A 21,629-nucleotide genomic window follows, 5' to 3' on the forward strand; every position below is an offset into this window, starting at 1 on the left:
TCTTGTAATATTGTTCAGCCATTTATATTGGCGATACCGGATAAACGCCAGAGGCAGTTTAATCAGCTCATCCAGCTAATAACGGCATACAATAATATTGGCGGTATACGCCAGACAAAAGCGCAGAGATAACTCAGCGGCAAGATAATGCCCCACATGACAACAGTATCGCACCAGAATCCGAACTTGGAATCTCCTCCAGCAGGAAATATGCCCGCGATGGTAGCGGCATTTATGGACTTGGCAATGCAATAATAAGCGCAAATTAAAAGCATCCCATCAAGATAACTTTGGGCATCTGCATTTAAATTCACAACGGAGAAGACTAGCGGCTTTATCAGCAAAATCGTAATGCCTGCCAGCGTGCCGAAAATTAATGCGTATACCGTTATTCGATTGCCTGCTTGTTTAGCTTTCTCCATTTCGCCATTCCCTAAATATTTACCGACCAGCACGGCCCCTCCGGTAGCGATGCCTCCGCACAGTACAATCGCTAAGTTTTTTACCACTGCGGCAACAGAGTTAGCTGCAACCATATCCACGCTTACATGTCCGATAATGGCTGCTGATGCAGTCAAAGCACCCCCCCATACGATAAAATTGCCCAAGACAGGCATCGTATACTTCAAGAAATCTTTTAGCAAATTGAGCTGAACGCTATCCCGTAGTGGCAGTTGAAAACGCACCTGACCCCGCGTAATAGAATGAACCACGCAACAACCGAGTTCGATTAAACGCGCACAAACCGTCGCAATCGCAACCGCCGTGATGGCCTGTTCCGGGTTCCCGGGAAAAAAGACAAATATGCAGAGTGCATTAAACAAAATATTCAAAATCAAGCACACCGAACTGATCCATGCGCTTAAACGGGCATTTTCCATGCTTCTTATTACGCTAAAGTACATTTGGGAAAGGCCCATTGCAAGGTATGAAAAAGAAAGCGCTTGAAGGAATCTTGCACCGTACTGTATGAGTTCTACATCATTTGTAAAAAATCGCATCAGCAGTTCCGGGTTCAAAACGGAGAAAGCAAAAAAGAGTATGGATATAAAGAAAGAAAATATGCAGGCAAGACTTAGCACGCGCTGTATCGTCCGTACATCCCGTTTCCCCCAATACTGCGCCGTAAGAATGCTTGCGCCTGTTGCCAGCCCCATATAAAACAAGGTCAACATAAATGTAATTTGACCTGCCAGTGATACGGCTGACATCGCTGACTGACTGATAAGCCCCAGCATGACAACATCTACGGAAACAACCAAAGCCGAGATCAAATTCTGCAAAGCAATGGGAATGACCAAAGAAATTAACTCTTTGTTGAAAGTCCGATTTGACGCTGTCACCTCCCGTGCATTTTTCAGCATTTCACAACTCCCTTCTTACTTTCCGCTATATAATAAAAGATCACTTTAATATAAATATAGTTAACAAATATTGTTCTATCTATAAAAATTGACTATTATAATATAAGAATCGTACATCATTGAGAAAGGCGAGTTATATGAATAATGGACTTCAATTGTTTTCTGATCTATCTGAACAGGTAAATTACAATTATTCCGGCTTTCCCCTTTATGTTCGTAAGGGACATTTGAGCCAATTTCACAATTACACCGCAGCTGCCATCGTCACCCTGATCTTGAATTTATTATGGTTCTTGATGGATCAATGAATTTTTTTATAAACGGAGATACTGTGATTCTTAATAAAGGCAATGGAATTTTTGTGAATAGCAATCGTTTACATTTTGGTTATTCCGAAGACATGAAGGATTGCACTTTCATTGTCATCGTTATTCATCCTGAGCTTCTTAGTAATAGAGCTTCACTTGCAATACAGTATTGGGATAACAAATTCGGGTCAAACAAGGATGATTATGTATTACTTACCGATCAAATGGTCTGGCAGCAAGAAGTATTGATTGCGATAAAAAATCTGTACGATGAGATGCACTCTGCCTCAAAACAAAACCCGCTTCGTCTTCTTTCACAAGCTACAGCTCTGTGTGCAATTATGGGCGATCATCTATCGGAAAAAGCTGAACAATATAACCGCGATCAAATATGGACGAACATTTGGAAGATGACCGCGTTTATTCATCAGAACTATGAATTCAAAATCACCCTCGATGATATCGCAACCGCAGGCGCTGTATGCCGGAGCAGATGCTTCCAGTTCTTTAAGGAATATGTAGGACAAACGCCAAATTCTTACTTAACTCGATACCGAATTCAAAAAAGCCGCGAGTTGTTAACAGAAACCAAACGATCCATTAGTGAAATTGCGATAGCCTGCGGCTTTCAAAGCGCAAGTTATTTCACGCTGACTTTTCGCAAAGAAACAGGGCTGACTCCACAGGCTTACCGCAAGCAACTCCTTCAAAATAGCACTCAAGTTTAGAACGTTATGTTGCTATGTACAATGAACTTAATTGAAAGCGGGGACGAGCAGTTGCCGTCCCCCTGATGGTAAATCCATTTAATCAATGAACGCATCATTCAGTAGCTTAGTTAAATCCAAAAAGTTCCCAAGATAATAACCAAGAGAATAAATAATACGAGGACGGTACCTACAGGCGATGGACGATGACAATGACTAACATGACTCATGATAATTCCTCCTTTTTGTTATTAGGTACATTCTATGTACACCAGAGGTCCTAGGGTAGTCATTAAGCCTATTTACGGTAAAATGTGCGTGTGTCTTGAGATCAAAAGAAAAAAGCACCCTATAAAGAGTGCTCAAAAATGAATTTCGTTCTTCAATCCATCATAGCGCTGTACTATTATCCCACCCGCTATCGTTGCCGTTGATGTATTTCTGAATGATGGTATTCAATATAAAGCTAAACACCATTGTGCTGCAACAGATCAAGCCGATTGCCATACAAATCCTCGAATACAACTTCTATGCCCCAAGGAACTTCGCTCGGCTCGCCATGGAAAATCACACCTTTCGCTCTCATCTGTTCATAATCTCGTCTGCAGTCGTCTGTCTCAATGACCAGACTGACATGATCCGCTACTTGGCTGCCGACTCGCGATTCCTTTTCAGTCGTGTCTGCCTTAACAAAAACAATCCCCGTCTGGCTCTCTTTGGAAGGAGCAACCGCAACCCACCGCATGCCGCCGCCGAATGCATTGTCCGCCAACAGCGCAAACCCTGCCTTCTCCGTGTAAAAAGCAATCGCTTCATCGTAGTCTCTCACCAGCAACGTAATGTGTCCGATGTGTTTCATCATCTTCGTCTCTCCTATCATCTATGGATTTCTTCCAGTGTAACCGCCGTGCTTGCTCGCGTATTGTATAAATCCGACAACAGATTCTTCTCGCGAAAATAATCCGACGGCGTCATTCCAACCATCCGCTTAAAGCGATGGATGAAGTGCGCCTGATCATAAAAGCCGGCCTGCAACGCATAGTGCAGCATCCGCTCGTGCCGAAGCTCCATCTGTTGTAGCACGAACTGCATGCGCTGAATATCTGCAAACTGCTTGGGTGTGACGCCGAGACCTGCCTTGAATGCGCGCTCCAAAGTGCGTTCAGTCATCTGCACTTGCTCCGCTACCTGCCGTACAGGGACCAAACCATGATGCCCAATGATAAATGCTGCGGCAGCCTCGGTTTCCGGGCGAAAGGTCGGCTCCGGCTGGAGCATGTTGATAAGCCATCCTTCCAGTGTGCGGAACTTGGCTGAGATACTCTCTGCATCCACTAGCCTCTCCCCTAGCTCTAACACCTGCGGTCCCAACAGCTCATCCATATTCCTGATCCCTCCGGTAATCTCATGAACCGGATTCCTCAACAGCGCAGAAAATCCGAGCGGCCGAAACATGACGCCCAACATCTCCACCTGGCCTGACCTGGCAATATCCACGTAGTCCGACTGATGTGCATTGACATGGGTTCGTTTGCTGGAGACGAGGTTACCCTCCCTATCCAGGTAGCTGTGGGCATCGCCAAGATTAATCACCAAATGATAAAGCCCATCCGGTATCATTCGTGGTGATGCAGCCGCCGCCTCATTCTCATCTTGCGCGATGTACCATAATAGTTGGACATATGGTTTGATACGCGCCGAGCAAGGAAGATGGGTTAGGTAAATCATATCGTGCCCCCCTCGCTCAGATCCATCCTAAGGTTTTAAGGGTTCTAAGAATCGCTGTTACTGCCTGCACACGCGTCACTTCCCGTTCAGGCTCAAACCTGGTTGCACTCATTCCAATCATGATCTCTTTTCGTATCATGCGTCAACACTATCGGCATAGCTTGAATTCACATTGCTTCTATCCTCATAATGTTGCAAGCCAGTGGCATTGTTTTTTCCCATATCTGGAGCATGAGCATCTCCCCACTCTACTTCTTCAAACAGTAGCCCTGCCATTTCCTGTCTAGTAAGTGGCTGATTCGATCCTTCATCATGCTTTGCGTATTCTTTGCCGAGCGCTCTAAATAACATAGCGATGAAATCCTTCTTTGTTACAGCTTGACTTGGTGCAAATTGATTCGCGCCAATACCATGAACCAGACCTTTAGCTGCAGCAAGGCGAACGGAATCCTCTCCCCAATGACCGACCATGTCATCGAAGAGTACGTTGTTCTCAGCGATGATGTTCAGCTCATTATTTGAGGACGCGATCTCCACAATCCAGCCTTCGGCATCTTTAACCTTACGGGCAGGAACAAATTCTATCGTTTTCGTTCTCTCATCATAGCTGAATGCCCCCCAGAAAATGGAGGAGTCTCCTTCTTGCTGTCGTAGAGGGATTTGTCTAATCAGAGGCTCATCGATCTTATCCACAACGGCTATCGTTTGGTCCGTGTTCATATGAATAATTTCGATCTTATATTCTACAATGCTTCCTAGTACGTGGCTGTTTGGCCACTTCTTGTTAAATTCTTCTTCGAATGCTGGTTGGCTGGATTTATCCGTTAAAGTGATCCTAAAACCCATATCCTCATGACTCAGCTTATTTGTAGTAAGAATATCTCCAAGCTTCGGAATAAATGAAGATAAATGAACGGGAATATGGTAGCTTCCATAAGGAGCTTTTATTTCAATCGTGAACTCCTCATTTTTAGCCTGTATTGCCGTTAATACTCTATCTGGTATAGTCGCGTAGACGATGTTATCTCTGGGATCCGCTTCAAGTGTTACTTCCGGCATGGAAAGATCGATAGAGCTCAGGGGTATCTTTTTACCATTAAGGTCAATGAACAACTTGCTGACAGGTGGTGTCGGCACTTTAGAGTCCTCACCACCGCCTGTATCAATGATAGGTTCTTCAATGATTGGTGCTGACTGCCTTACCACAGTAATCGTATAGATTTTTGAAACTCCATTTTGTGCCGTTACTTCAATTTCTATTGCATTATTCCCTGTCCGTAATGGAACTGGACCAAATGGAGAACCACTGTCTACGATTTCACCATTAATCGTGATCACAGAGCGTGCATCCATAACAGTAGGGGTTAGCATGATACTGCTAGTTCCGCTACTGACATTGGCCGTATAGCTAGTTGTTTCCGCTGAGAACGCTGGTCTGAGCTCTCCAGATGATAGAGTTAAACCACTTAAAATTGTATTATAAGGGAGCACCGTTGCACTTACTTCATTCGAAGGAATACTCTCCCTTCCAGGGTAATTAGCTCTGACTGTGTAGTAATGGGTAACTTCTTCCGGTTGGTTTGTGACGGTATATACAGAGCCAGTAACGGTTGCAATATCTACTCCACCCGCTAAGGGGTTTAAGCTTTGGGTAAGCGTATAGCCGGTAGCCCCATTCACGGGCTCCCAAGATAAGTGCACTTCGTTTTGCTCCACCCTTGGCGGATTCATGATGGGAACACTTGACAAACGAATCACCTGTTGAGTGTTAGTAGGGATCAGCCACACATTCAAATCGTCATATGCTGCTAGATAAGTACCATTATATTGGCTCGGTAAGTCAAAGCCTCTCATTTCACCAGTACTCGTATCTATTTTATAGAATTGGGTTGTACCAGAAGGTTTAGCCCAAAGATTCTGACCGTCGAATGCTGCTTGGTACATATGAGTATATTCATCCCGCAAATTTGTATATCCTGTCATTTCCCCTGTTTCTGCATTCATTTTTATGATTTGATTTGCACTATAAGGAACCATCCAAATATTTTCACCATCAAAAAGTCCTCCATTGAAGGCATACCCCCCCCTAGAAAATCCACTAGGCCAATTCTGATATGTAGTCATTTCTTTTGTTCCTGTATCGATTTTAAGCACTTGATCTACTCGAGAAGGAATAAACCATATAGAACCATCATGATATACAGCTCCCGAGAAAGCATTTGCTTCCAATTGAAATCCTTCAGGCCAATCTGAATACCCTTCCATAGACTCGTCTTGTGTGTCAAACCTAACAACTTGATTAGCATTAGATGGAGCCATCCAGACATATCTGCCATCATATATACCACCATTAAAAGCTGCGAATCCACTACCCCTATTAAAGTCATTAGGCCAATTATTAAACCTCGTTAAATCACCAGTACGCGTATCAATCTTAAGTACATGATCAGCAATAGCCGGAATTAGCCATAAGTTCTGACCATCATATACCCCGCCTGAGAATTGACCATTTCTAAAATTATTTGGTGGGGAATACCCATCTGCCCAAATATCGTAGCCCTGCATCTCCCCTGTCTCAGGTTCATTCTGACCACTTGGTTGGTTTCTTGAGGAATCATCCATATGTATCCATCAGCATATAACGCTTCCGAAAAGAGCGAATAGCTCCAATTAAACCCGGTGGGCCAATTGTTATAACTTGTGATCTCAATGTCTGGTCCAACCGGGCCATAACCGCTCCCCTCTGCGGCTGCCGGAAGCCACCCACATGCTAAGCAAACAACAAGTAATCCCGCTAATATCCTTCTGCGTAATTCTATTTTCCCGCTTGTTATCATACCCAAACCTACCCTTCTAACATTGCTTATTCTATTATACCTATCACGCTTAAGCGGCTAAAGCATTTTCTCGCTGAGGAGTTTGAATTCTCTCCCTTGTCTAATATGGTCAACGCGTTTGACTTGAATTATAATTTTAATAGCAGTATCTCTCAAGAACGTACTTTGGGGGGAACATAGTAACTAAATGGAATACAATCAGGAGGTGAGAGTATGGACGAAGAAATGCGTTACTGTCCTGTCGCAGAGGCTTTGGCCGTAATCAGCGGAAAGTGGAAGCCGTATATCTTTCGGCACCTTACCGGCCAAACAAAGCGCTTCGGAGAGTTACAGAGAGCATTGCCTCAAATAACACGAAAAACACTCACCCAACAACTTCGGGAGATGGAGGATGACGGAGTCATCAACAGAACAGTATATCCGCAAGTCCCACCAAAAGTGGAATATTTTCTTAGTGATTACGGCAAGACACTTATTCCAGTTATGAGCTCACTTTCAAGTTGGGGACAAGAGCACTTCAAACGGGACAATCATGATGGAGACCAATAGCATGGGAATGCCGTAGTTCCCTTTTTGGCATAGATGGACCACTTCTGAGCTTAATACCCATTAGTAGATGTTACCTTTGCCTCTATTCCCGCACAGCTTCTAACGGGTCAACATAACAAATCCTGCTTCTTCAAGCAGACGATTAAGATAAGTACAAACGCTCAAGTCATTGACGGTAACTTTATCACCATCTAATGACGTGAGCGTTTATAGTAAAGATACTTTTAACCTGTAATATTGAATTCAGCTGTTCCAATCATACGTTTATTTCTTTTCTTCACATTTAATTTAAAGATTACGGTAATCATGATCGCAGCTACGCTTGCCAATGCACAGAAAATAAAATAAGCATTATAGCCACCATGATCTCCGTATGTGTTAAAGAAGTAGATATTGACAACGGGTATTAGAATATCTGGCAAATAGCCCAAGAAAGATATAAATCCAATCGAAAGACCTAAAACTTCTTCTTTTATATTACAATCCCCTAGCAATGACCAATACAGACCTCTGATGATATAAACCATTAAACCCGTAGTGACGATCAGAATATAATAATACATATGAGGTAAAGTAATAGGTGAAAGCGCTACCGCAAATAGAAGAATGGTGGACATCCCAAGCCGCTATTAAGATGTTGCTCTTGCCAAACTTATCCCCCAGAAATCCCCCCAAAAACCCACCAATTGGGCGCATCCAAAGCATAATAACGGTCACTTGACCTACTGTAGCTGCATTAATTTTGATATTCGTTTGCAAAAATCCGCCTAAATAATAAACAGACCATGCCACAATATAGGACGTAAATATGATGCCGCCTAGCAACCATACAAATTTATTATTGAATATTTTTTTGAATATTTTAATATCAAATTTCGTTTTGTTCTTTGGATTAGATGCAGATGCTGCTTGTCTAATAGACGATTTATCTTCTTTAACAAAAATTAAAAATAGGATGGAGACCAATATAAGCACAGCTGAGTACATATAAACTACAGCTTGCAGTGCTTCTTTTTTATGAACATATTCGGAACTAGTACCCAATATACTCGAAAAAATGAATATGGCTATGCTAGCCAAAATAGCCTCAACAATGCCTTTACCTCCATCTAATGCACCAAAAAAACGTCCCTCTTCTTCTTTTTTTGAAATAAGCTTAACCAGTTTTAAATGTGCTGACCAAAAAGTGAATACGGAGAAAAGTCCCCAAATTGTAAAGATAACAATCACTATTGGATAGCTAGGTACCTGTGCAAACCAAATCCCAGTAAGTCCACAAACCAAAAGTGATATGAATATTAGCTTTTTAGAGGAGAACCTGTCTGCCAGCCAACCGCTTGGAAAATATCCTAAAATAAAAGCAACACCCAAAGCCGAAAATATACCGTTTAAGTCTGCAAGAGATATATCGAAAACTTCCAAGATCGTTTCTTGATAATTGGTTTTTAAATAAATCAAAGGATAAATGGATCCTGCTGCCAAAATAATCAGAAAAAATTGAAAGTATCTACTGAAACTTTTAGTCTCCATATTACAACTCCCTTCTATTTGAAGAGTGGATAGGTTTGTTTCAAAATTTCATCGGTATGCATTCTCACATTTTTCACGATATGATGATTTATTTGATTATAAAATTCGTGATTTTTTGCATCAGGCATAAATGTGCGTTCGGTTTTAACCATTTTACTTGCTGCCTCATCAAAACTTGTATCAACGGATAAATATTGGCTCACACATATAGCAGCTCCTAGACATGCACTGCTGCTGCCTTTACGTCTATGGACGGGTAAACCAAATAGATCAGCTATAATTTGCATAAGCAAATCGCTCCTAGAGCCACCGCCTATGACAACGACATCATGTAACTCGACCTTTACTTCCTCTAACATCTCATCGATATTATTTTTGATATTGAATGCAATCGCTTCCAATATTGAACGGTAAATATGGTATTTTGTATGGCGTTGATCAAAACCTATCATCATCCCTTTTCGATATGGAAAAGATGATGAAGGCAGCCAGTCGAGAATGGTAATCAGTCCATCACTGCCTACAGGCACATCTTCTGCTCTAACGTTCAAATATTCCTCTTCCGACACACCCATTTCCTCGGCATGAGTTACAAGCTCTTCGCCAATTAGCTTTTTAAACCAACTTACAGTCCACATCCCGCGTCGTATTCCGTTTGATTCATAGACATATTTAAATGGAATGCATGCGAGTGTGGGGAAAAAATGACGAGCACCTTCGAAGTAATCATTTCTATACAGCATAGAGGAAATAAGGGTTCCAAGTGAAATCATAATGGATCCCTCGTCCTTAATTCCGGAGCCCAGAACCTCAACGGCCTTATCATTGGCTGTCGCTATGACAGGTATATCATCCTTCAAACCAAATTCAGAAGCCAGTTCTGGGCGCAAGGATCCCAGCTTATCCCCCGGTTTTACGAGATCAAATAGCATCTCTCGTTTCAACCCGTTTGCTTTCATGATTTCATCGTCATTGAACCAATCTAATGTTTCGCGGTCTAATGGCCAATGAACCTCATAGTTTGCAGCGGTATCCTTAAATTCACCTGTCAGTCTAAAACCGAGATATCCAGAAGTTGTCGTTACATATTTGACTTGATCATCTGTATGTACATAAGGATGATTTAGTCTAGAGTCCATCCAGCTTATCACGGGATAAGCTAGATGGCCCTTTTCATTTAATAAAACACGACAACATCTTATGGTACATAAACCAATGCCAACAATAAGTTTAGGATCTCCTGTAAAATTGGCCAGACAATTTTTGATTCCTCCGTACACGCTGTCCCATAAATCATCATCAGGATGTAAGGCTGCGCCTGGCTCAGGAGATTCAATTTCTTTTAACTTATACGAACCAAAAGCAACTTCATTTCCATCCAAATCATAAATAGCCACTTTGGTACTTTGTGAGCCATTATCAATTCCCATTACATATCTACTCACAAAAATCACCTCAGTCTCTTCCTTTAATGAATTTCATACCTTCCTCTTGAGGGAAAATGGTACCGAAATTCATAATGCCGTTAGGATCAAATGCTTCTTTTAGTTTTTCTAACATATAGTAAGCTGAACCATGCTCATCTTCCGTCCACTGTGTACGATACTTACCAATGCCATGATGATGGCACATGGAGCCGCCGAGCTTTAATGTTTCCTCGATAATAATAGTATGAATGGGGTGATGATAAACTCTCAGCTCATCTTCAGGCGCACAGTTAATATTATAGTTGTATACAAAATACATATTTGTTCCATTAATATAGCTATGGGAGGAGTGTCCGCCAAGCATAGTGATGTCTTCCATTCGATCAAACTCATTTCTCACTCTATTCATAACATTGTGGTAAATCTTAATAATGTTTTCCCAGTCTGCAGATACTTCTGTTGTGAATCCATCATGTTTGCTGTGATCCATCATTTCCTGGAATTCATTATCAATGCTTTGTTGCGTCCAATTCAATTGATTAAACCAATTTTCAATGAGGCGGTCTTCCACTTTTTCAATTACATGATCTTTGAATTTAGAAACAGCTTCTTCAATTCCCTCTACAGTTGCTTTTACAATGCTCTGTGGTCCTTCTGACATGAAAATTAAAACACACTTATCTTTATAGAAATGCGCAAAGTGCTGTCTTGCATCTTCTTCAGAATAGACGCGAGCAACCGAAGGTCTAAATCCGTTTACCATCACTTCTCTCAAAATATGGATACCCGTATCAATATCTTTTATTAGATACCCATGGAAACCATTGTTCTCAGGATAATATTTGAAGATTTTGACGGTAACTTCGGTTATATAGCACAGCGTACCTTCATTACCAATGGCAATATGCCTAATATCTGGCCCGCCAGCTCTTCTTGGAACATTTTTTATTCTGGAAATGTGTCCGTTAGGAAATACACATTCTAAGCCTATAACCATATCTTCAATAGCGCCGTACAAAGTTGAAAACTGGCCAATACTTCTAGTTGCTAATAATCCGCCATATTGTGCCACCGGTTTGGACTGTGGAGAGTGACCGGTAGTATAACCCATTTTACGAAGCTCATCCTCTAACGTTTGCAGGACTACACCCGCTTGTACCGTTGCTTGCATATTATAAGGATCAATTTTAATAATATGATTCATTTTCGATCCATCAATGACTAAAGTTTGATCTTTCCAGTTTTCAAGCCCGCCTTCTGTAGCTGTTTTTCCACTTCTAGGAATAACATTAATGTGATGCTCATTACAGAACATCAGAAGTGCTTTCACCTCTTCTGTTGAGTAAGGATATACAATCGCTAGTGGAATCGGAACGTCCAGCACTTTTTTAGCTTTTGCATATTTTTTATAACGATCTGCAGCTGCATCATAAAGGGCTTCATCATTTGTATTGATTTGCTCAACTGGAATGATAGACTCCAACGCTTGTAGTAACTGTTCTTTATTCATAGTATCTCATTCTCCTTTGTCTAACTCTTTTGTCTTATCTCACCAAGTATCCGCCATCAACATTTACTAAAGTGCCATTTACATAGTTTGAAGCATCTGAAGCTAGGAAAACGACCGTACCCATTAAGTCCAAAATGTTTCCCCATCTATTGGCAGGAATATGATCTAAAATACGTTGATTAGCTACATCGTTTGATCTTGTCGCCGTTGTAAGTTCAGTAGCAAAATATCCAGGAGCAACACCATTCACTTGTATATTAAATTGAGCTAATTCATCGCAGTAGGCTTTGGTAAACCCGGCCAATCCGTGCTTACTTGCAGCGTATGCCGGTGACCATTGTCCCCCAAGGTAAGAGAACAAAGAACAGGTATTAATAATTTTTCCGCTATTTTGTGGAATCATATACTTAGCTGCCTCATGCGATAATTCAAAACAAGCTGTTAAATTAAGCGCAATCATTTTATCCCATTGAGTTCTTGTAACTTCGTTACATCTGGTTCATTAATACCAATACCGGCGTTATTCATGAGAATATCTATTTTTCCAAAGGTTCGAATACACGCTTCCACAACTTCGTTGCAGACACCATCTTGCGTAATATCTGCAATCATAAGATGGTACTTAACTCCCTCTGCTTCAATCATTGTTCTAGTTTCATCGTGATCATCAGCAATACTAACTGCAAAGATATCTGCTCCTGCTTTCGCAAGTGCCAGCGCAAAGCCTTGCCCGAGTCCTGAATTTCCTCCTGTAATAACTGCCGCCTTTCCTTTTAGGCTAAAAAAATTCAGCGAGAAATCTTTAATCTCATTCTTCAAGTTCACACCTACCTATCGTCGTTTGATTTCTCACTCAGATTATCACATAAGAAAAATAGAATCAATGAAATTTTCTTATAAAATAATATTTAATGCTATTATAAAGAAAATTTCACATCATAATGAGGTTTGATATGAAAATATATGGTAATAATATGGCGTAAAGGGTAAGGGAATTGCATAAAATCCATCGCTTATATAAGTAAAGAAAAGCTGTCTACTCACTTGACAATCATGGCTGCTACTTTAAAATTTGTAATATAAGATGGAACTGAAAACGACCATCATCTTAATTTTGAATATTTGGAAAGAAGGACATATGTTAAATATAAATATAAACAAATTGAGTCAACTGGAGCTTTCTGTTCATAACAAAATTACTGAAATACTTAAACAAAATAACAATCTTAGAATATTGGAAGCCGCTCATTTAGGTAATGTTTCTCCATCCCAAATATCGAAATTTGTAAGAAAGTTAGGGTTCGAAAATTTCAAACAGTATAAACAGCATTTTGGAGGACAGCAAATTGTTCCAACAAGTATGAAAAAGTCAACGGAGCTTGAACGACTTCTTAAAATTATAGAAAACTTCAATCCTGCTTTGATCGATAATTTTTTGAAGATTTACAATAAATACAATAAAATTGTTCTGTACGGACTAGGACCATCATTTATTTGCGCAGAATATTTCTCATATAAGCTCGCTCTGGTTTCGGAAAAAAGTATTTATGTATCACAAAGTGAGACGTATACCAAAAATTTAGTTGATAAAGACACCCTGCTAATCGTTTTTTCAGTAACCGGAAAGTTTGCTTCTTTTAACGATTTGTTCAATTCAGTAAAGCCATACGGAACTGAAATAATGCTAATCTTAGAAGAGTATGACAACTCTTTAGCTTTAGAGATTGATAACATATTTTATTTAACGAAATATAATCAAAGCAATCACTTATTACCTTTTGAAAAAACTCGGACTGTCTTCTTTATTTTTATAGAGGAGGTTATTACTAGATTAATGGCAGAACGAAAGGCTGAAACTGAGGACTGAAACCATACATAAGGTGCAAAGCTGCCGCATCCCAGATTGTATTTGTTCAACCACATAGTCGTTTGATTTCTGGCCAGATCATACTGTTCAAAGCGATGTGAATAAGCACCTGTTTCCTGCGGAACAAAGTGTTTATTCACAAATGACTTCTGGTAGAATTCCACGATTATTCGATTGGTTTATTTGAATGATTGTGTTGTTTGCAAACGCTTTCGATTTGTTGTACATAAAAACGCCGCCTGACGTTCGGCCGCGTCCTTCGTGAACTTCAAATCGGTCATGTTAGAGGGTTATGGTGAAGGACGAGCCTTCTCCCCATGTACTGTCGGCTGAAATTTTCCACCCGTGTTTCTCAATGATCGTCTTTACAATGGATAAACCGAGTCCAACACCGCCCGTTTTGCGGGAACGCGATTTATTCACCCGATAAAATGGTTCAAAAATCTGCTGCAACTCATCCGAAGGAATGCCATTTCCTGTGTCGGAGATGATGATCTGGCCCACTCCTTGCTCCACTTTGGTTTCTATGCGGATGGTCCCCCCTTCTTATTGTATTTCGCCGCATTTTCCAGCAGATTGAAGAATGCCCTGTATAATAAGATTTGATTGCCTCTCACAGTCCGGAGCTCGCAATGGAGTTCAGTTCTAATCTGTCCCTCTTGAAGTTGGGGATGAAGCTCACTGCATATGGATTCGAACATCTGCTGCAAGTGAATGGAAGTGGTTTCCAATCCCTCCTGCTCGTCATAAAGGTTCAGCAGATCATCTACTACCGCCATCAGCCGCTTCACATTTCGTTCTGTCGTCGCAAGTGTCTCTTCGTAATGGGATAGGGTCGGTTCTTCCTCCAAGCGAAGCACCTGTATTCCTGCATGAATGGTGGCTAATGGGGTCTTTAGCTCATGGGCAACATTCGCTGAGAATCGTTTTTGTCTCAAGAACGATTTTTCGATGCGATCGAGCATGATGTTAAAGGAATGCCCAAGCACACCAACCTCGTCGGTTCGTTGTTCGTTCGGAACGCGCTTCTGTAAATCATCCTCAGTGATGGTGGAAATCGTATCGCTCAATTCATGAATGGGACGTAACGATTTCCCTGCGACGATATATACCATAAACATACCGAGTATGGATACAATCACCAGGATAATCATATTGGTTATATCAAAATTGCTTTTGGCTTTGGTAACTGCTGGAGTAAGTGTTGGTTCTCGAACCGGATCTAGCTGTAGACTTCTTCCTTCGACAATTTGAACTGGATGAGGAGATGCGATTCCAGGTTGGGCTGTCTCAAAATTAATAAATTGCGTGCGTGCATTATAGGATGCGGCTAATGTCAGGATAACCGAACAAAGTATTAATATTGCTCCTGCAAGCAATGTGATACGCATTCTTAAGGATATTGTGCTTGCGAATTTCATTCCTTATCCTCCTCAATCTTATACCCCATGCCGCGGACATTTCTTATGAGCTCTTGGGTACACCGAGGCTGAGCATTCGCTAGTTTCTTTTTAATGGAATGAATGTGATACTTAAGCGTATCCGGAAATAAGTCTGTATCGCTATCACTCGTGTGGTTTAACAGCCGTTCCGTGCTGATCACTTGTCCTTTATGAAGCATCATATATTCTAAAATGGCATATTCCTTTTTGGTAAGAGGCAGTTTTGCATCATGAAAGGAAACCATTTTCGTAGCCATATTTAATTGAAGTCCGCCACAGGTTAGTTCGTTCCCGTGATGAATATAAGTCATGCGTAACAAGTTTCGTAATCTTGCCTGCAATTCCAAGAAGTCAAACGGTTTTGACAAATAGTCATTGGCTCCCATATCCAGCCCTATAACTCGATCCTCTATGGCATTTCGTGCCGATAAAATCAATATTTTGGTTTCCTTGTCCTTTTCCCTAATGTATTTCAACACCTTTAAACCATCGATTTCGGGTAAATTCAGATCGAGGATAATCACATCATATGCGTTAACGCTATAGTAGCTTAGAGCTTCTTCTCCATCGTATGCTTTATCGACAGCATAGCCGCTTTTACGAAGCCCGCGGTCCATGATTTCTGATAGTTCCTCTTCATCTTCCACAAGCAGAATCTTCATAACGCCTCCGTTTCTTTAATCAAGAGGCGGGCATGGAATGCCCGCCTCTTTTCAATGCCCTATTTTTTTGCAGATGTTGTTTTGCCGGCAGACTGTTTTTGCACCGACTCCGGAACTTCACCAATAGCTTTTGCTTCTCCTTTGATGGCTTTGCTAAAATCGATTTCCACGCCTTCGACTTCAACGAGGGAGACTTGCTTATTTCCTGCCTTAACTTTCGTTTTGCCGCTCAACCCTTTCCGGGCGGACTCTGGAACTTCACCAATAGCTTTCGCTTCTCCTTTGATGACATTGCTGAAATCAATCTTTGCGTCTGGAACCTCGGTAAGTGAAGTCCCGCCTGTACCCGCAAATACGGAAGTTCCACTTAAAGCTAACATTCCTACAAGACCCAATCCAATGATCTTTTTCTTTGAAATTCCCATGGTTCATATCTCCTTTGAGCTTATGTTTTTTAATAAGGCTGCGCAACCTGTAAATAAAGTATAGCAATCCAATGGTTGAGAAATCGTTAGTTTTTAACTTACATCGTGGATAAAACCGATTAATTACTAAAGAGCAGTTGCTTGGGGGCAACTGCTGTTCATGTCGCGTAGTTATGGCAAAGATAAAAAGCAGCTGGAGTAATAGCTTTCCAGGCTGCTTTTTCGACTACGAATGGCTTAAATTATACAAGTAAAAGGCATAATCTGTTGGTGTTCCGGGATGCCCTAATTGCCGGAGCATCGCCGTCACATTACCACGATGATAAGTTCCGTGGTTCACCATATGTTGGATATAGTCCACGCATCTGGCGTTGAATGTTCCTGACGGATATACAACCTCGATATCCTCATGTTACTCGATAAATGACCGGAATTGAACTGCCAGCTCACCTTGCATCTGACCCAGTTCTTCCATACTCTTGCCATTGGTTTCTGCCACTATAACCTCAATCGAGTTCTTCAAGTGCTCAAAGTATTCCTCTGACAACTCGGAGACGCCGCCTTTAGTTAAGAAAGTCAACCAACCTCGATCAATAATATAAATATGGACGATCGTGTCGTAGATGGTTGGAAACACACTAACGATTTTCTTGCGGTATACCTCATCCGAAAGTTTCTGAAGATGCTTGCAAACCTGCTGGTTTGCCCATACATGATAATCAAATTGCTGCAAAGCATATTTTTTCAACTTTGTTCCCCGTTTCTAATAGGGGAGCCCGCAGTTTAAGGGCGATTATGCGTCTAGCCCCTTAGTGGATTGCCCGGGAATGAATGTCATTTTCATTACAAACGCCTCCTTGCGGTAATATGACCTACAATATTATATAGGGGTAGATCAAAGATATTTCCCCTGTTTCAACTATATCAAAATCATTAAAGAAAAACAGAGAATGTTAGACTATAATCAAATTTTCCTGCTGATTAGACATACAGCCATGCGAAGTACCTTGAAAGCTAGTGTTTTGATATGAAAGATAGATTCTCTTCTAATAATTTTCCTACATGTCTGGCTACATGTTCACAGTCAGAATTGAGTTCATCCATAACAAAGGATTCCACAATACCTAGAACGGCTGTGCTAAGGAAACGAATCGTAAGGTCTCGATCTGGAGTGGCATCTACAATTGGAATTTCTCCACCGATTTGTTCCATGAGACAATGGAGAAGTTGTTTTCTAAAAGATACGGTGCTTTCACTTTTAAATAAGGCGTAGAAGAAATCTTTCTTCTGTTCAAAGTAATGAAACCAAATGATGGTACTTTCTATAAAATCAGTTGCTTTACTTTCGGCGCAAGTAGATTTGAGTTCGTTTATTTGTTCTTGAACGATAGTGTCTAACAAGTCATATTTATCAGTGAAATGCAAGTAAAATGTTTTTCGACTGATATCAGCTTGATCAGTAAGAGTCTTCACCGTAATACGATCAAATCCATCATGAAGTAAAAGCGTCAAAAATGTGGATTGAATTGCTTTTCTAGACTTTTTGGCTCTTCGATCTAATTTCTCTTCCATATCAAACTCCATTTCATACACAGATTAGAATAATTGAGTATTACTACATGAATTAATCAATGTGGTCATTGTTTTGTCCATCATTCTATTTTAAATTAAATATACAGCAGAGTATTAATACACACAAGGATAAAAATCGATTTTCAAGGAGAGAAAAATATGAAAAGACCTCATGTTATTTGCCACATGATGACATCTTTAGATGGAAAAATAATCGGGGATTACATGGATACAGAAGAAGCAAAATCCTTGTTTTTGAAATATGTAGAAATCCAGGAAAGCTATAATCCTAAGGCTTGGATGTGCGGTAGGGTTACGATGGAGGAGTCATTCGCTTTTGGAGAAAAGTTGGAATTTAATGAAGGCATCACCTTGTCCGTACCTAGAACAGATTTTATTGCGGATGCTCATGCCAAAAGGTATGTCATTGCAGTAGATCCTAAAGGAAAATTGAGATGGACCCAAAGTACCGTACCAACCTCGTTTCAGTTAAAAGTGGAATCGCATATTGTAGTGGTTCTCACGGAGGTTGTACCAGATGATTATTTAATATATTTGCAAGAATTAGGAATATCTTATTTTTTCGGCGGTAAAGAGCAACTGGATTTACATGAAGTATTAAGAAAGATTAATACCTTGCTGGGTGCCGAGGAAATGATGTTGGACGGAGGAGCTTATTTGAATGGTACTTTTCTAAATGAAGGACTCGTTGATGAATTAAGCCTGGTCATTACTCCAGCAGCCGACGGGGATACAAGTACACCAGCATTATTTGCCAAGCCAGATTCTCTTGTGAAACAACCAGCGGCACGATTTGTATTAAGAGAAGTTCAAAAATTAGAGTCTAACGGTATATATCTGAATTATACAATTAATAGATAAAATTCATAGCAAAAAAGACATTTGAGGATAGATGTTCAATAACTATATCGTGAACCTTGTGAGAACACCTTGGTCCCAACTGACGTCGGTACTCTACCGGCGTCAGTTGGAGAACAATTGGTTTCTCGATGTTTTTTTTCGTATCGGCGGAGAACACGATTAGTGCTTTGTTCCACCACCTGCATCTCCACATCAGTCCTCAACCAATACAAGAAGGTGCAACATTTGTTTAGCCGCAAGACTTAATTCGATCGTGTCGTTATGAAGACAAGTTATTTCCGTTTGAATTTCTTCAAGAACATTCGTGTTATAAGCGGCTTTAATGCGTCTATTCGGAAAATGAATTCGTACATCTACATACTCATCCATGCAGTTGCCTAGGCGCAATACAATTCCTGTTCGATCCTCGGCCGGCTTAACATCGAACACCTGGACTCCGTTGCCACTGATCTGCATAAACTGTCCGGTTTCCTCTTTATTGCAGGCGATGACCGGGACAGTGACAACAGGGGATACGGCCTCGACAGCCGTCTCCATTGTAAACACAGGGTCAAATGAGCGAAAAGTAGTCAACATATAAGTGAACGATACCCCCCCGGTTGACGCGCCCGAAAATTGGTATCCCAATAATTATTCATTGGCCAAGTCAATAGAAGCGGATTCGGATCCCTTGCGATACTCTTGTGCTCCTTACCAAAGTTAAAATCCCCTACTTGCACCAGCGGTGCATCCGGGCAAACAAGCGTTATCCCATGTAAGTCGTCATAGACCGAAACACTCTTATCTACGGTAATGTAGTCTCTGCATACACCCGGCAGTTGTTGCGCGTCCAATTCGACGAATTGTCCGGCCGTATCATAATGGCATCGCATGGTTTCAAGTTTAGCGGAATCGCGAAATACGTACCTTCTGGTGTTGTAATGTCTTGTTTATAATAGGAGACTTTCATTTCGATATCCGGGCGATAGCTAAAAAATGTAAATCTCTGCTCTAGATCGTCCACGCCGGGCGCAGCGAACTGAAGAACCAATGTGGCTGAATGCGCACTGCGCTCTACGTGGCATGACTTCATTCCAGTATGCGTTAGCCTCCTGGCCTTCCAACTGTGATTCCATACGCTGATGCTGTTGTTCCCCTTCTCCACATCTCTAGGAAAAATAGTGCTGCGATGATTATGCTGGCAGGTCGGATCGATCGATTCCTGCACATATTGAAATAAACTCCAGGGACTGGATACATCAAGCACCTCCCAATCCGCCCGCTTATCATACAGACTTAATATCCTTCCTGTTGAAGGGTCGAAGAAGCACTTATGATAGGGGGTTTCTATGCTCCCTGCGTCAACCGTAATATCCTTTGACCACGCTGCTTCTTGCAGTCTGTGCAAGGGAATCTTTCGCCAACTGAATGGGGGCAGCTCAATGATTCCATAACTTGTCGCCGAATGGTCAGCTTCAATATTCATCAGTGTCTGACGCATTCGATCGGCGCTAAGATGTCTTCCTCTCATGGTGAAGCTGGAAGGAATGCGAATTTCCTGTTTTACAGGAACGGAAGATGAATTCAACAACAGAATCCCTTCGGGTTCTTCCGATTGAAGCGGATTACCTGCTAATTTCTCCATTTGTACTCCCAGCAAATAACCAGTCAAGCTGTTTGCCAAGTATGCATAGTGCGCTTTATGCATCCACTGAATGTCCACATTCAAATGGTCCGGCTCTGTGACGGAATTGAAAGCTCCCCATGTGTGTTCATCGTATAAATGAATTTGTTCCCAAGCTTGCTTCTCCATTCGCATATAGGACGGATCATGTTCTACCTGAAAAGCATTTAGAAACTCCGCTGTTTTCATTCCTTGTTTCGTGTGGCGGCTCAGCTTGGTTTCTTTGGCCGAGCTGCCTGAACCAAAATTCCAATAATCCGTCCAGTCGCCCGAATAAATGGGTAATTGCTCCTCCTGTTCTCTGATCCTTGCATATAGTTGCTCCGGTGTTACGAACGATATCGTCTGTTCCCGGTTTTCTCCGTTCCATCGCTTGATTAAACCGGCCAATTCCTGGTCGGGAGGATTATTGTCATAGAGCGGTATGTTCGTTGCGGTCAAGTAAATAAAATCAAACGGATAGTCCGGGTTCGCGTCGATTTTCTCCAAATATCGGGCAAGTCCCGCGGCCATAATATTCGTATCTTGGGCGTTCACATTACAGATTTGGCTAAAGAGCGAGTAATGCTCGCCGTTAAAAGACAGCAGCTTTCTTTTATCCGGCGTTTCCCACTGAAAAGCCATCGGTCTCGTCAAAGGGATTCCCCCGAAGTGAATATTAATGCCCATTATGAAAAACTCCACGCCTGCATCCAGCAGAAGTTGGCTATAAGGCCAAGGCTGGCCATTTACATCATGGTGGATAGCGGTCTTAATCTCAAAACCTAAGCGGCTGCGAATCTCCTTGATCGGTTGGAGCATACGAGCCGCTTGCTCAGCTGTCACAAGCGGGGTCGTATGCATGAACGAAGCGGAGATACTCATTTGTCCGTTCTGCAAGTAACGTTTAATTTGCCGTAGTTGTTGCTCACTTGCTGTCTCCAGCCAGCGAAGTACCGGATAGCTGGACTCACACGTCCAACGAAATTTATTTTCCTCCGCCCAATCTTCAGTCAATTCGCACAACTGCAATGCTTGATCGATATATTTCTTTTGCAGCTCAAGCAAGACAGGCTGTGAGTGTGTGTAGCCAACATCCAAATGACTATGATGGAGAATAAGTACGTCTTTAATTTTTGACATTAAATACACAACCTCTATATTTATATATTATTTA

20 protein-coding genes and 1 pseudogene are annotated in these 21,629 nt (G+C 41.4%); 4 read left to right on the plus strand and 17 right to left on the minus strand.

The window, feature by feature from the left end; genetic code table 11:
• Nucleotides 1-62: 62 nt before the first annotated feature.
• Nucleotides 63-1,364: an MATE family efflux transporter gene (locus JCM10914_RS18150; RefSeq protein ID WP_023963555.1), complete on the minus strand. Its 1,302-nt coding sequence runs from the start codon at nt 1,362-1,364 to the stop codon at nt 63-65.
• A 304-nt stretch (nt 1,365-1,668) separates the two neighbouring features.
• Here JCM10914_RS18150 and JCM10914_RS18155 point away from each other — a divergent pair, with 304 nt between their 5' ends.
• Nucleotides 1,669-2,400, plus strand: coding sequence for an AraC family transcriptional regulator (locus JCM10914_RS18155; protein WP_231638701.1), 732 nt, complete (start codon nt 1,669-1,671; stop codon nt 2,398-2,400).
• Nucleotides 2,401-2,845: 445 nt separating this feature from the next.
• Here the strand turns inward: JCM10914_RS18155 and JCM10914_RS18160 are convergent, their stop codons facing one another.
• The 3 genes from JCM10914_RS18160 to JCM10914_RS18170 all read right to left on the minus strand — a co-directional run bounded on the left by JCM10914_RS18160 (nt 2,846) and on the right by JCM10914_RS18170 (nt 6,729).
• Nucleotides 2,846-3,241, minus strand: a complete 396-nt coding sequence (locus JCM10914_RS18160) for a VOC family protein (protein WP_023963558.1) — start codon at nt 3,239-3,241, stop codon at nt 2,846-2,848.
• Nucleotides 3,242-3,255: 14 nt separating this feature from the next.
• Nucleotides 3,256-4,107 (minus strand): AraC family transcriptional regulator, encoded by an 852-nt coding sequence (locus tag JCM10914_RS18165; RefSeq protein WP_023963559.1) that lies wholly within the window; start codon nt 4,105-4,107, stop codon nt 3,256-3,258.
• Between the two features lie 135 nt (nt 4,108-4,242).
• Nucleotides 4,243-6,729, minus strand: a complete 2,487-nt coding sequence (locus JCM10914_RS18170; protein WP_023963560.1) for a cadherin-like beta sandwich domain-containing protein — start codon at nt 6,727-6,729, stop codon at nt 4,243-4,245.
• A gap of 428 nt (nt 6,730-7,157) precedes the next feature.
• Here JCM10914_RS18170 and JCM10914_RS18185 point away from each other — a divergent pair, with 428 nt between their 5' ends.
• Nucleotides 7,158-7,493 carry a helix-turn-helix domain-containing protein gene (locus JCM10914_RS18185; RefSeq protein ID WP_036718891.1) on the plus strand — a complete coding sequence of 112 codons (336 nt, stop codon included), beginning with the start codon at nt 7,158-7,160 and terminating at the stop codon, nt 7,491-7,493.
• Between the two features lie 477 nt (nt 7,494-7,970).
• Here JCM10914_RS18185 and JCM10914_RS18190 read toward each other — a convergent pair whose 3' ends face one another.
• From JCM10914_RS18190 to JCM10914_RS18205, 4 genes and pseudogenes are all read right to left on the minus strand, one after another.
• Nucleotides 7,971-9,023 carry an MFS transporter gene (locus JCM10914_RS18190; protein WP_023963562.1) on the minus strand — a complete coding sequence of 351 codons (1,053 nt, stop codon included), beginning with the start codon at nt 9,021-9,023 and terminating at the stop codon, nt 7,971-7,973.
• Nucleotides 9,024-9,037: 14 nt separating this feature from the next.
• A complete protein-coding gene (locus JCM10914_RS18195; RefSeq protein ID WP_036718960.1) occupies nt 9,038-10,468 on the minus strand; it encodes an FGGY-family carbohydrate kinase in 1,431 nt (476 codons plus the stop codon).
• A 10-nt stretch (nt 10,469-10,478) separates the two neighbouring features.
• A complete protein-coding gene (locus JCM10914_RS18200) occupies nt 10,479-11,960 on the minus strand; it encodes an FAD-binding oxidoreductase (protein WP_023963564.1) in 1,482 nt (493 codons plus the stop codon).
• A gap of 34 nt (nt 11,961-11,994) precedes the next feature.
• Nucleotides 11,995-12,779, minus strand: a pseudogene (locus JCM10914_RS18205) (SDR family NAD(P)-dependent oxidoreductase).
• Between the two features lie 265 nt (nt 12,780-13,044).
• Between JCM10914_RS18205 and JCM10914_RS18210 the strand changes: the two are divergent.
• Nucleotides 13,045-13,827: a MurR/RpiR family transcriptional regulator gene (locus JCM10914_RS18210; RefSeq protein ID WP_081739835.1), complete on the plus strand. Its 783-nt coding sequence runs from the start codon at nt 13,045-13,047 to the stop codon at nt 13,825-13,827.
• A 282-nt stretch (nt 13,828-14,109) separates the two neighbouring features.
• Here JCM10914_RS18210 and JCM10914_RS18215 read toward each other — a convergent pair whose 3' ends face one another.
• From JCM10914_RS18215 to JCM10914_RS18240, 7 genes are all read right to left on the minus strand, one after another.
• Complete coding sequence (locus JCM10914_RS18215; protein WP_023963568.1) at nt 14,110-14,331, minus strand: cell wall metabolism sensor histidine kinase WalK; 222 nt, start codon at nt 14,329-14,331, stop codon at nt 14,110-14,112.
• A 20-nt stretch (nt 14,332-14,351) separates the two neighbouring features.
• The gene (locus tag JCM10914_RS18220; RefSeq protein WP_023963569.1) at nt 14,352-15,248 is read right to left on the minus strand and encodes a histidine kinase dimerization/phospho-acceptor domain-containing protein; all 897 of its coding nucleotides are present in this window, start codon (nt 15,246-15,248) and stop codon (nt 14,352-14,354) included.
• Complete coding sequence (locus JCM10914_RS18225) at nt 15,245-15,931, minus strand: response regulator transcription factor (RefSeq protein WP_023963570.1); 687 nt, start codon at nt 15,929-15,931, stop codon at nt 15,245-15,247. Before JCM10914_RS18225 ends, JCM10914_RS18220 begins: the two co-directional genes overlap by 4 nt.
• Before the next feature lie 59 nt (nt 15,932-15,990).
• On the minus strand, nt 15,991-16,356 hold the full coding sequence (locus JCM10914_RS18230) for a hypothetical protein (protein ID WP_023963571.1): 366 nt from the start codon (nt 16,354-16,356) through the stop codon (nt 15,991-15,993).
• Nucleotides 16,357-16,582: 226 nt separating this feature from the next.
• Nucleotides 16,583-16,699 carry a DinB family protein gene (locus tag JCM10914_RS31450; RefSeq protein ID WP_269433906.1) on the minus strand — a complete coding sequence of 39 codons (117 nt, stop codon included), beginning with the start codon at nt 16,697-16,699 and terminating at the stop codon, nt 16,583-16,585.
• A 69-nt stretch (nt 16,700-16,768) separates the two neighbouring features.
• Entirely contained in the window at nt 16,769-17,104 is a 336-nt protein-coding gene (locus tag JCM10914_RS30620) for a DinB family protein (protein WP_023963573.1), read from the minus strand.
• A gap of 266 nt (nt 17,105-17,370) precedes the next feature.
• Entirely contained in the window at nt 17,371-17,928 is a 558-nt protein-coding gene (locus tag JCM10914_RS18240; protein ID WP_036718895.1) for a TetR/AcrR family transcriptional regulator, read from the minus strand.
• Nucleotides 17,929-18,087: 159 nt separating this feature from the next.
• Between JCM10914_RS18240 and JCM10914_RS18245 the strand changes: the two genes are divergently transcribed.
• Nucleotides 18,088-18,810, plus strand: coding sequence for a RibD family protein (locus JCM10914_RS18245; protein ID WP_023963574.1), 723 nt, complete (start codon nt 18,088-18,090; stop codon nt 18,808-18,810).
• A 192-nt stretch (nt 18,811-19,002) separates the two neighbouring features.
• Here JCM10914_RS18245 and JCM10914_RS30625 read toward each other — a convergent pair whose 3' ends face one another.
• On the minus strand, nt 19,003-19,386 hold the full coding sequence (locus tag JCM10914_RS30625) for a glycosyl hydrolase-related protein (protein WP_036718899.1): 384 nt from the start codon (nt 19,384-19,386) through the stop codon (nt 19,003-19,005).
• Nucleotides 19,387-19,594: 208 nt separating this feature from the next.
• Nucleotides 19,595-21,595, minus strand: a complete 2,001-nt coding sequence (locus tag JCM10914_RS18255) for a hypothetical protein (protein WP_023963576.1) — start codon at nt 21,593-21,595, stop codon at nt 19,595-19,597.
• Nucleotides 21,596-21,629: the final 34 nt, after the last annotated feature.

This window comes from Paenibacillus sp. JCM 10914 (genome assembly GCF_001315105.1).
In the GTDB taxonomy this organism is placed as follows: Bacteria; Bacillota; Bacilli; order Paenibacillales; family Paenibacillaceae; genus Paenibacillus_AQ.

What these genes read in the sequence shown, in the direction of transcription:
- JCM10914_RS18150 (WP_023963555.1), bottom strand. Translation starts at nt 1,364, where the DNA reads ATGCTGAAAAATGCACGGGAGGTGACAGCGTCAAATCGGACTTTCAAC.
- JCM10914_RS18155 (WP_231638701.1), top strand. Translation starts at nt 1,669, where the DNA reads ATGAATTTTTTTATAAACGGAGATACTGTGATTCTTAATAAAGGCAAT.
- JCM10914_RS18160 (WP_023963558.1), bottom strand. Translation starts at nt 3,241, where the DNA reads ATGATGAAACACATCGGACACATTACGTTGCTGGTGAGAGACTACGAT.
- JCM10914_RS18165 (WP_023963559.1), bottom strand. Translation starts at nt 4,107, where the DNA reads ATGATTTACCTAACCCATCTTCCTTGCTCGGCGCGTATCAAACCATAT.
- JCM10914_RS18170 (WP_023963560.1), bottom strand. Translation starts at nt 6,729, where the DNA reads ATGGATGATTCCTCAAGAAACCAACCAAGTGGTCAGAATGAACCTGAG.
- JCM10914_RS18185 (WP_036718891.1), top strand. Translation starts at nt 7,158, where the DNA reads ATGGACGAAGAAATGCGTTACTGTCCTGTCGCAGAGGCTTTGGCCGTA.
- JCM10914_RS18190 (WP_023963562.1), bottom strand. Translation starts at nt 9,023, where the DNA reads ATGGAGACTAAAAGTTTCAGTAGATACTTTCAATTTTTTCTGATTATT.
- JCM10914_RS18200 (WP_023963564.1), bottom strand. Translation starts at nt 11,960, where the DNA reads ATGAATAAAGAACAGTTACTACAAGCGTTGGAGTCTATCATTCCAGTT.
- JCM10914_RS18210 (WP_081739835.1), top strand. Translation starts at nt 13,045, where the DNA reads ATGGAACTGAAAACGACCATCATCTTAATTTTGAATATTTGGAAAGAA.
- JCM10914_RS18220 (WP_023963569.1), bottom strand. Translation starts at nt 15,248, where the DNA reads ATGAAATTCGCAAGCACAATATCCTTAAGAATGCGTATCACATTGCTT.
- JCM10914_RS18225 (WP_023963570.1), bottom strand. Translation starts at nt 15,931, where the DNA reads ATGAAGATTCTGCTTGTGGAAGATGAAGAGGAACTATCAGAAATCATG.
- JCM10914_RS18230 (WP_023963571.1), bottom strand. Translation starts at nt 16,356, where the DNA reads ATGGGAATTTCAAAGAAAAAGATCATTGGATTGGGTCTTGTAGGAATG.
- JCM10914_RS31450 (WP_269433906.1), bottom strand. Translation starts at nt 16,699, where the DNA reads ATGGTGAACCACGGAACTTATCATCGTGGTAATGTGACGGCGATGCTC.
- JCM10914_RS18240 (WP_036718895.1), bottom strand. Translation starts at nt 17,928, where the DNA reads ATGGAAGAGAAATTAGATCGAAGAGCCAAAAAGTCTAGAAAAGCAATT.
- JCM10914_RS18245 (WP_023963574.1), top strand. Translation starts at nt 18,088, where the DNA reads ATGAAAAGACCTCATGTTATTTGCCACATGATGACATCTTTAGATGGA.
- JCM10914_RS30625 (WP_036718899.1), bottom strand. Translation starts at nt 19,386, where the DNA reads ATGTTGACTACTTTTCGCTCATTTGACCCTGTGTTTACAATGGAGACG.
- JCM10914_RS18255 (WP_023963576.1), bottom strand. Translation starts at nt 21,595, where the DNA reads ATGTCAAAAATTAAAGACGTACTTATTCTCCATCATAGTCATTTGGAT.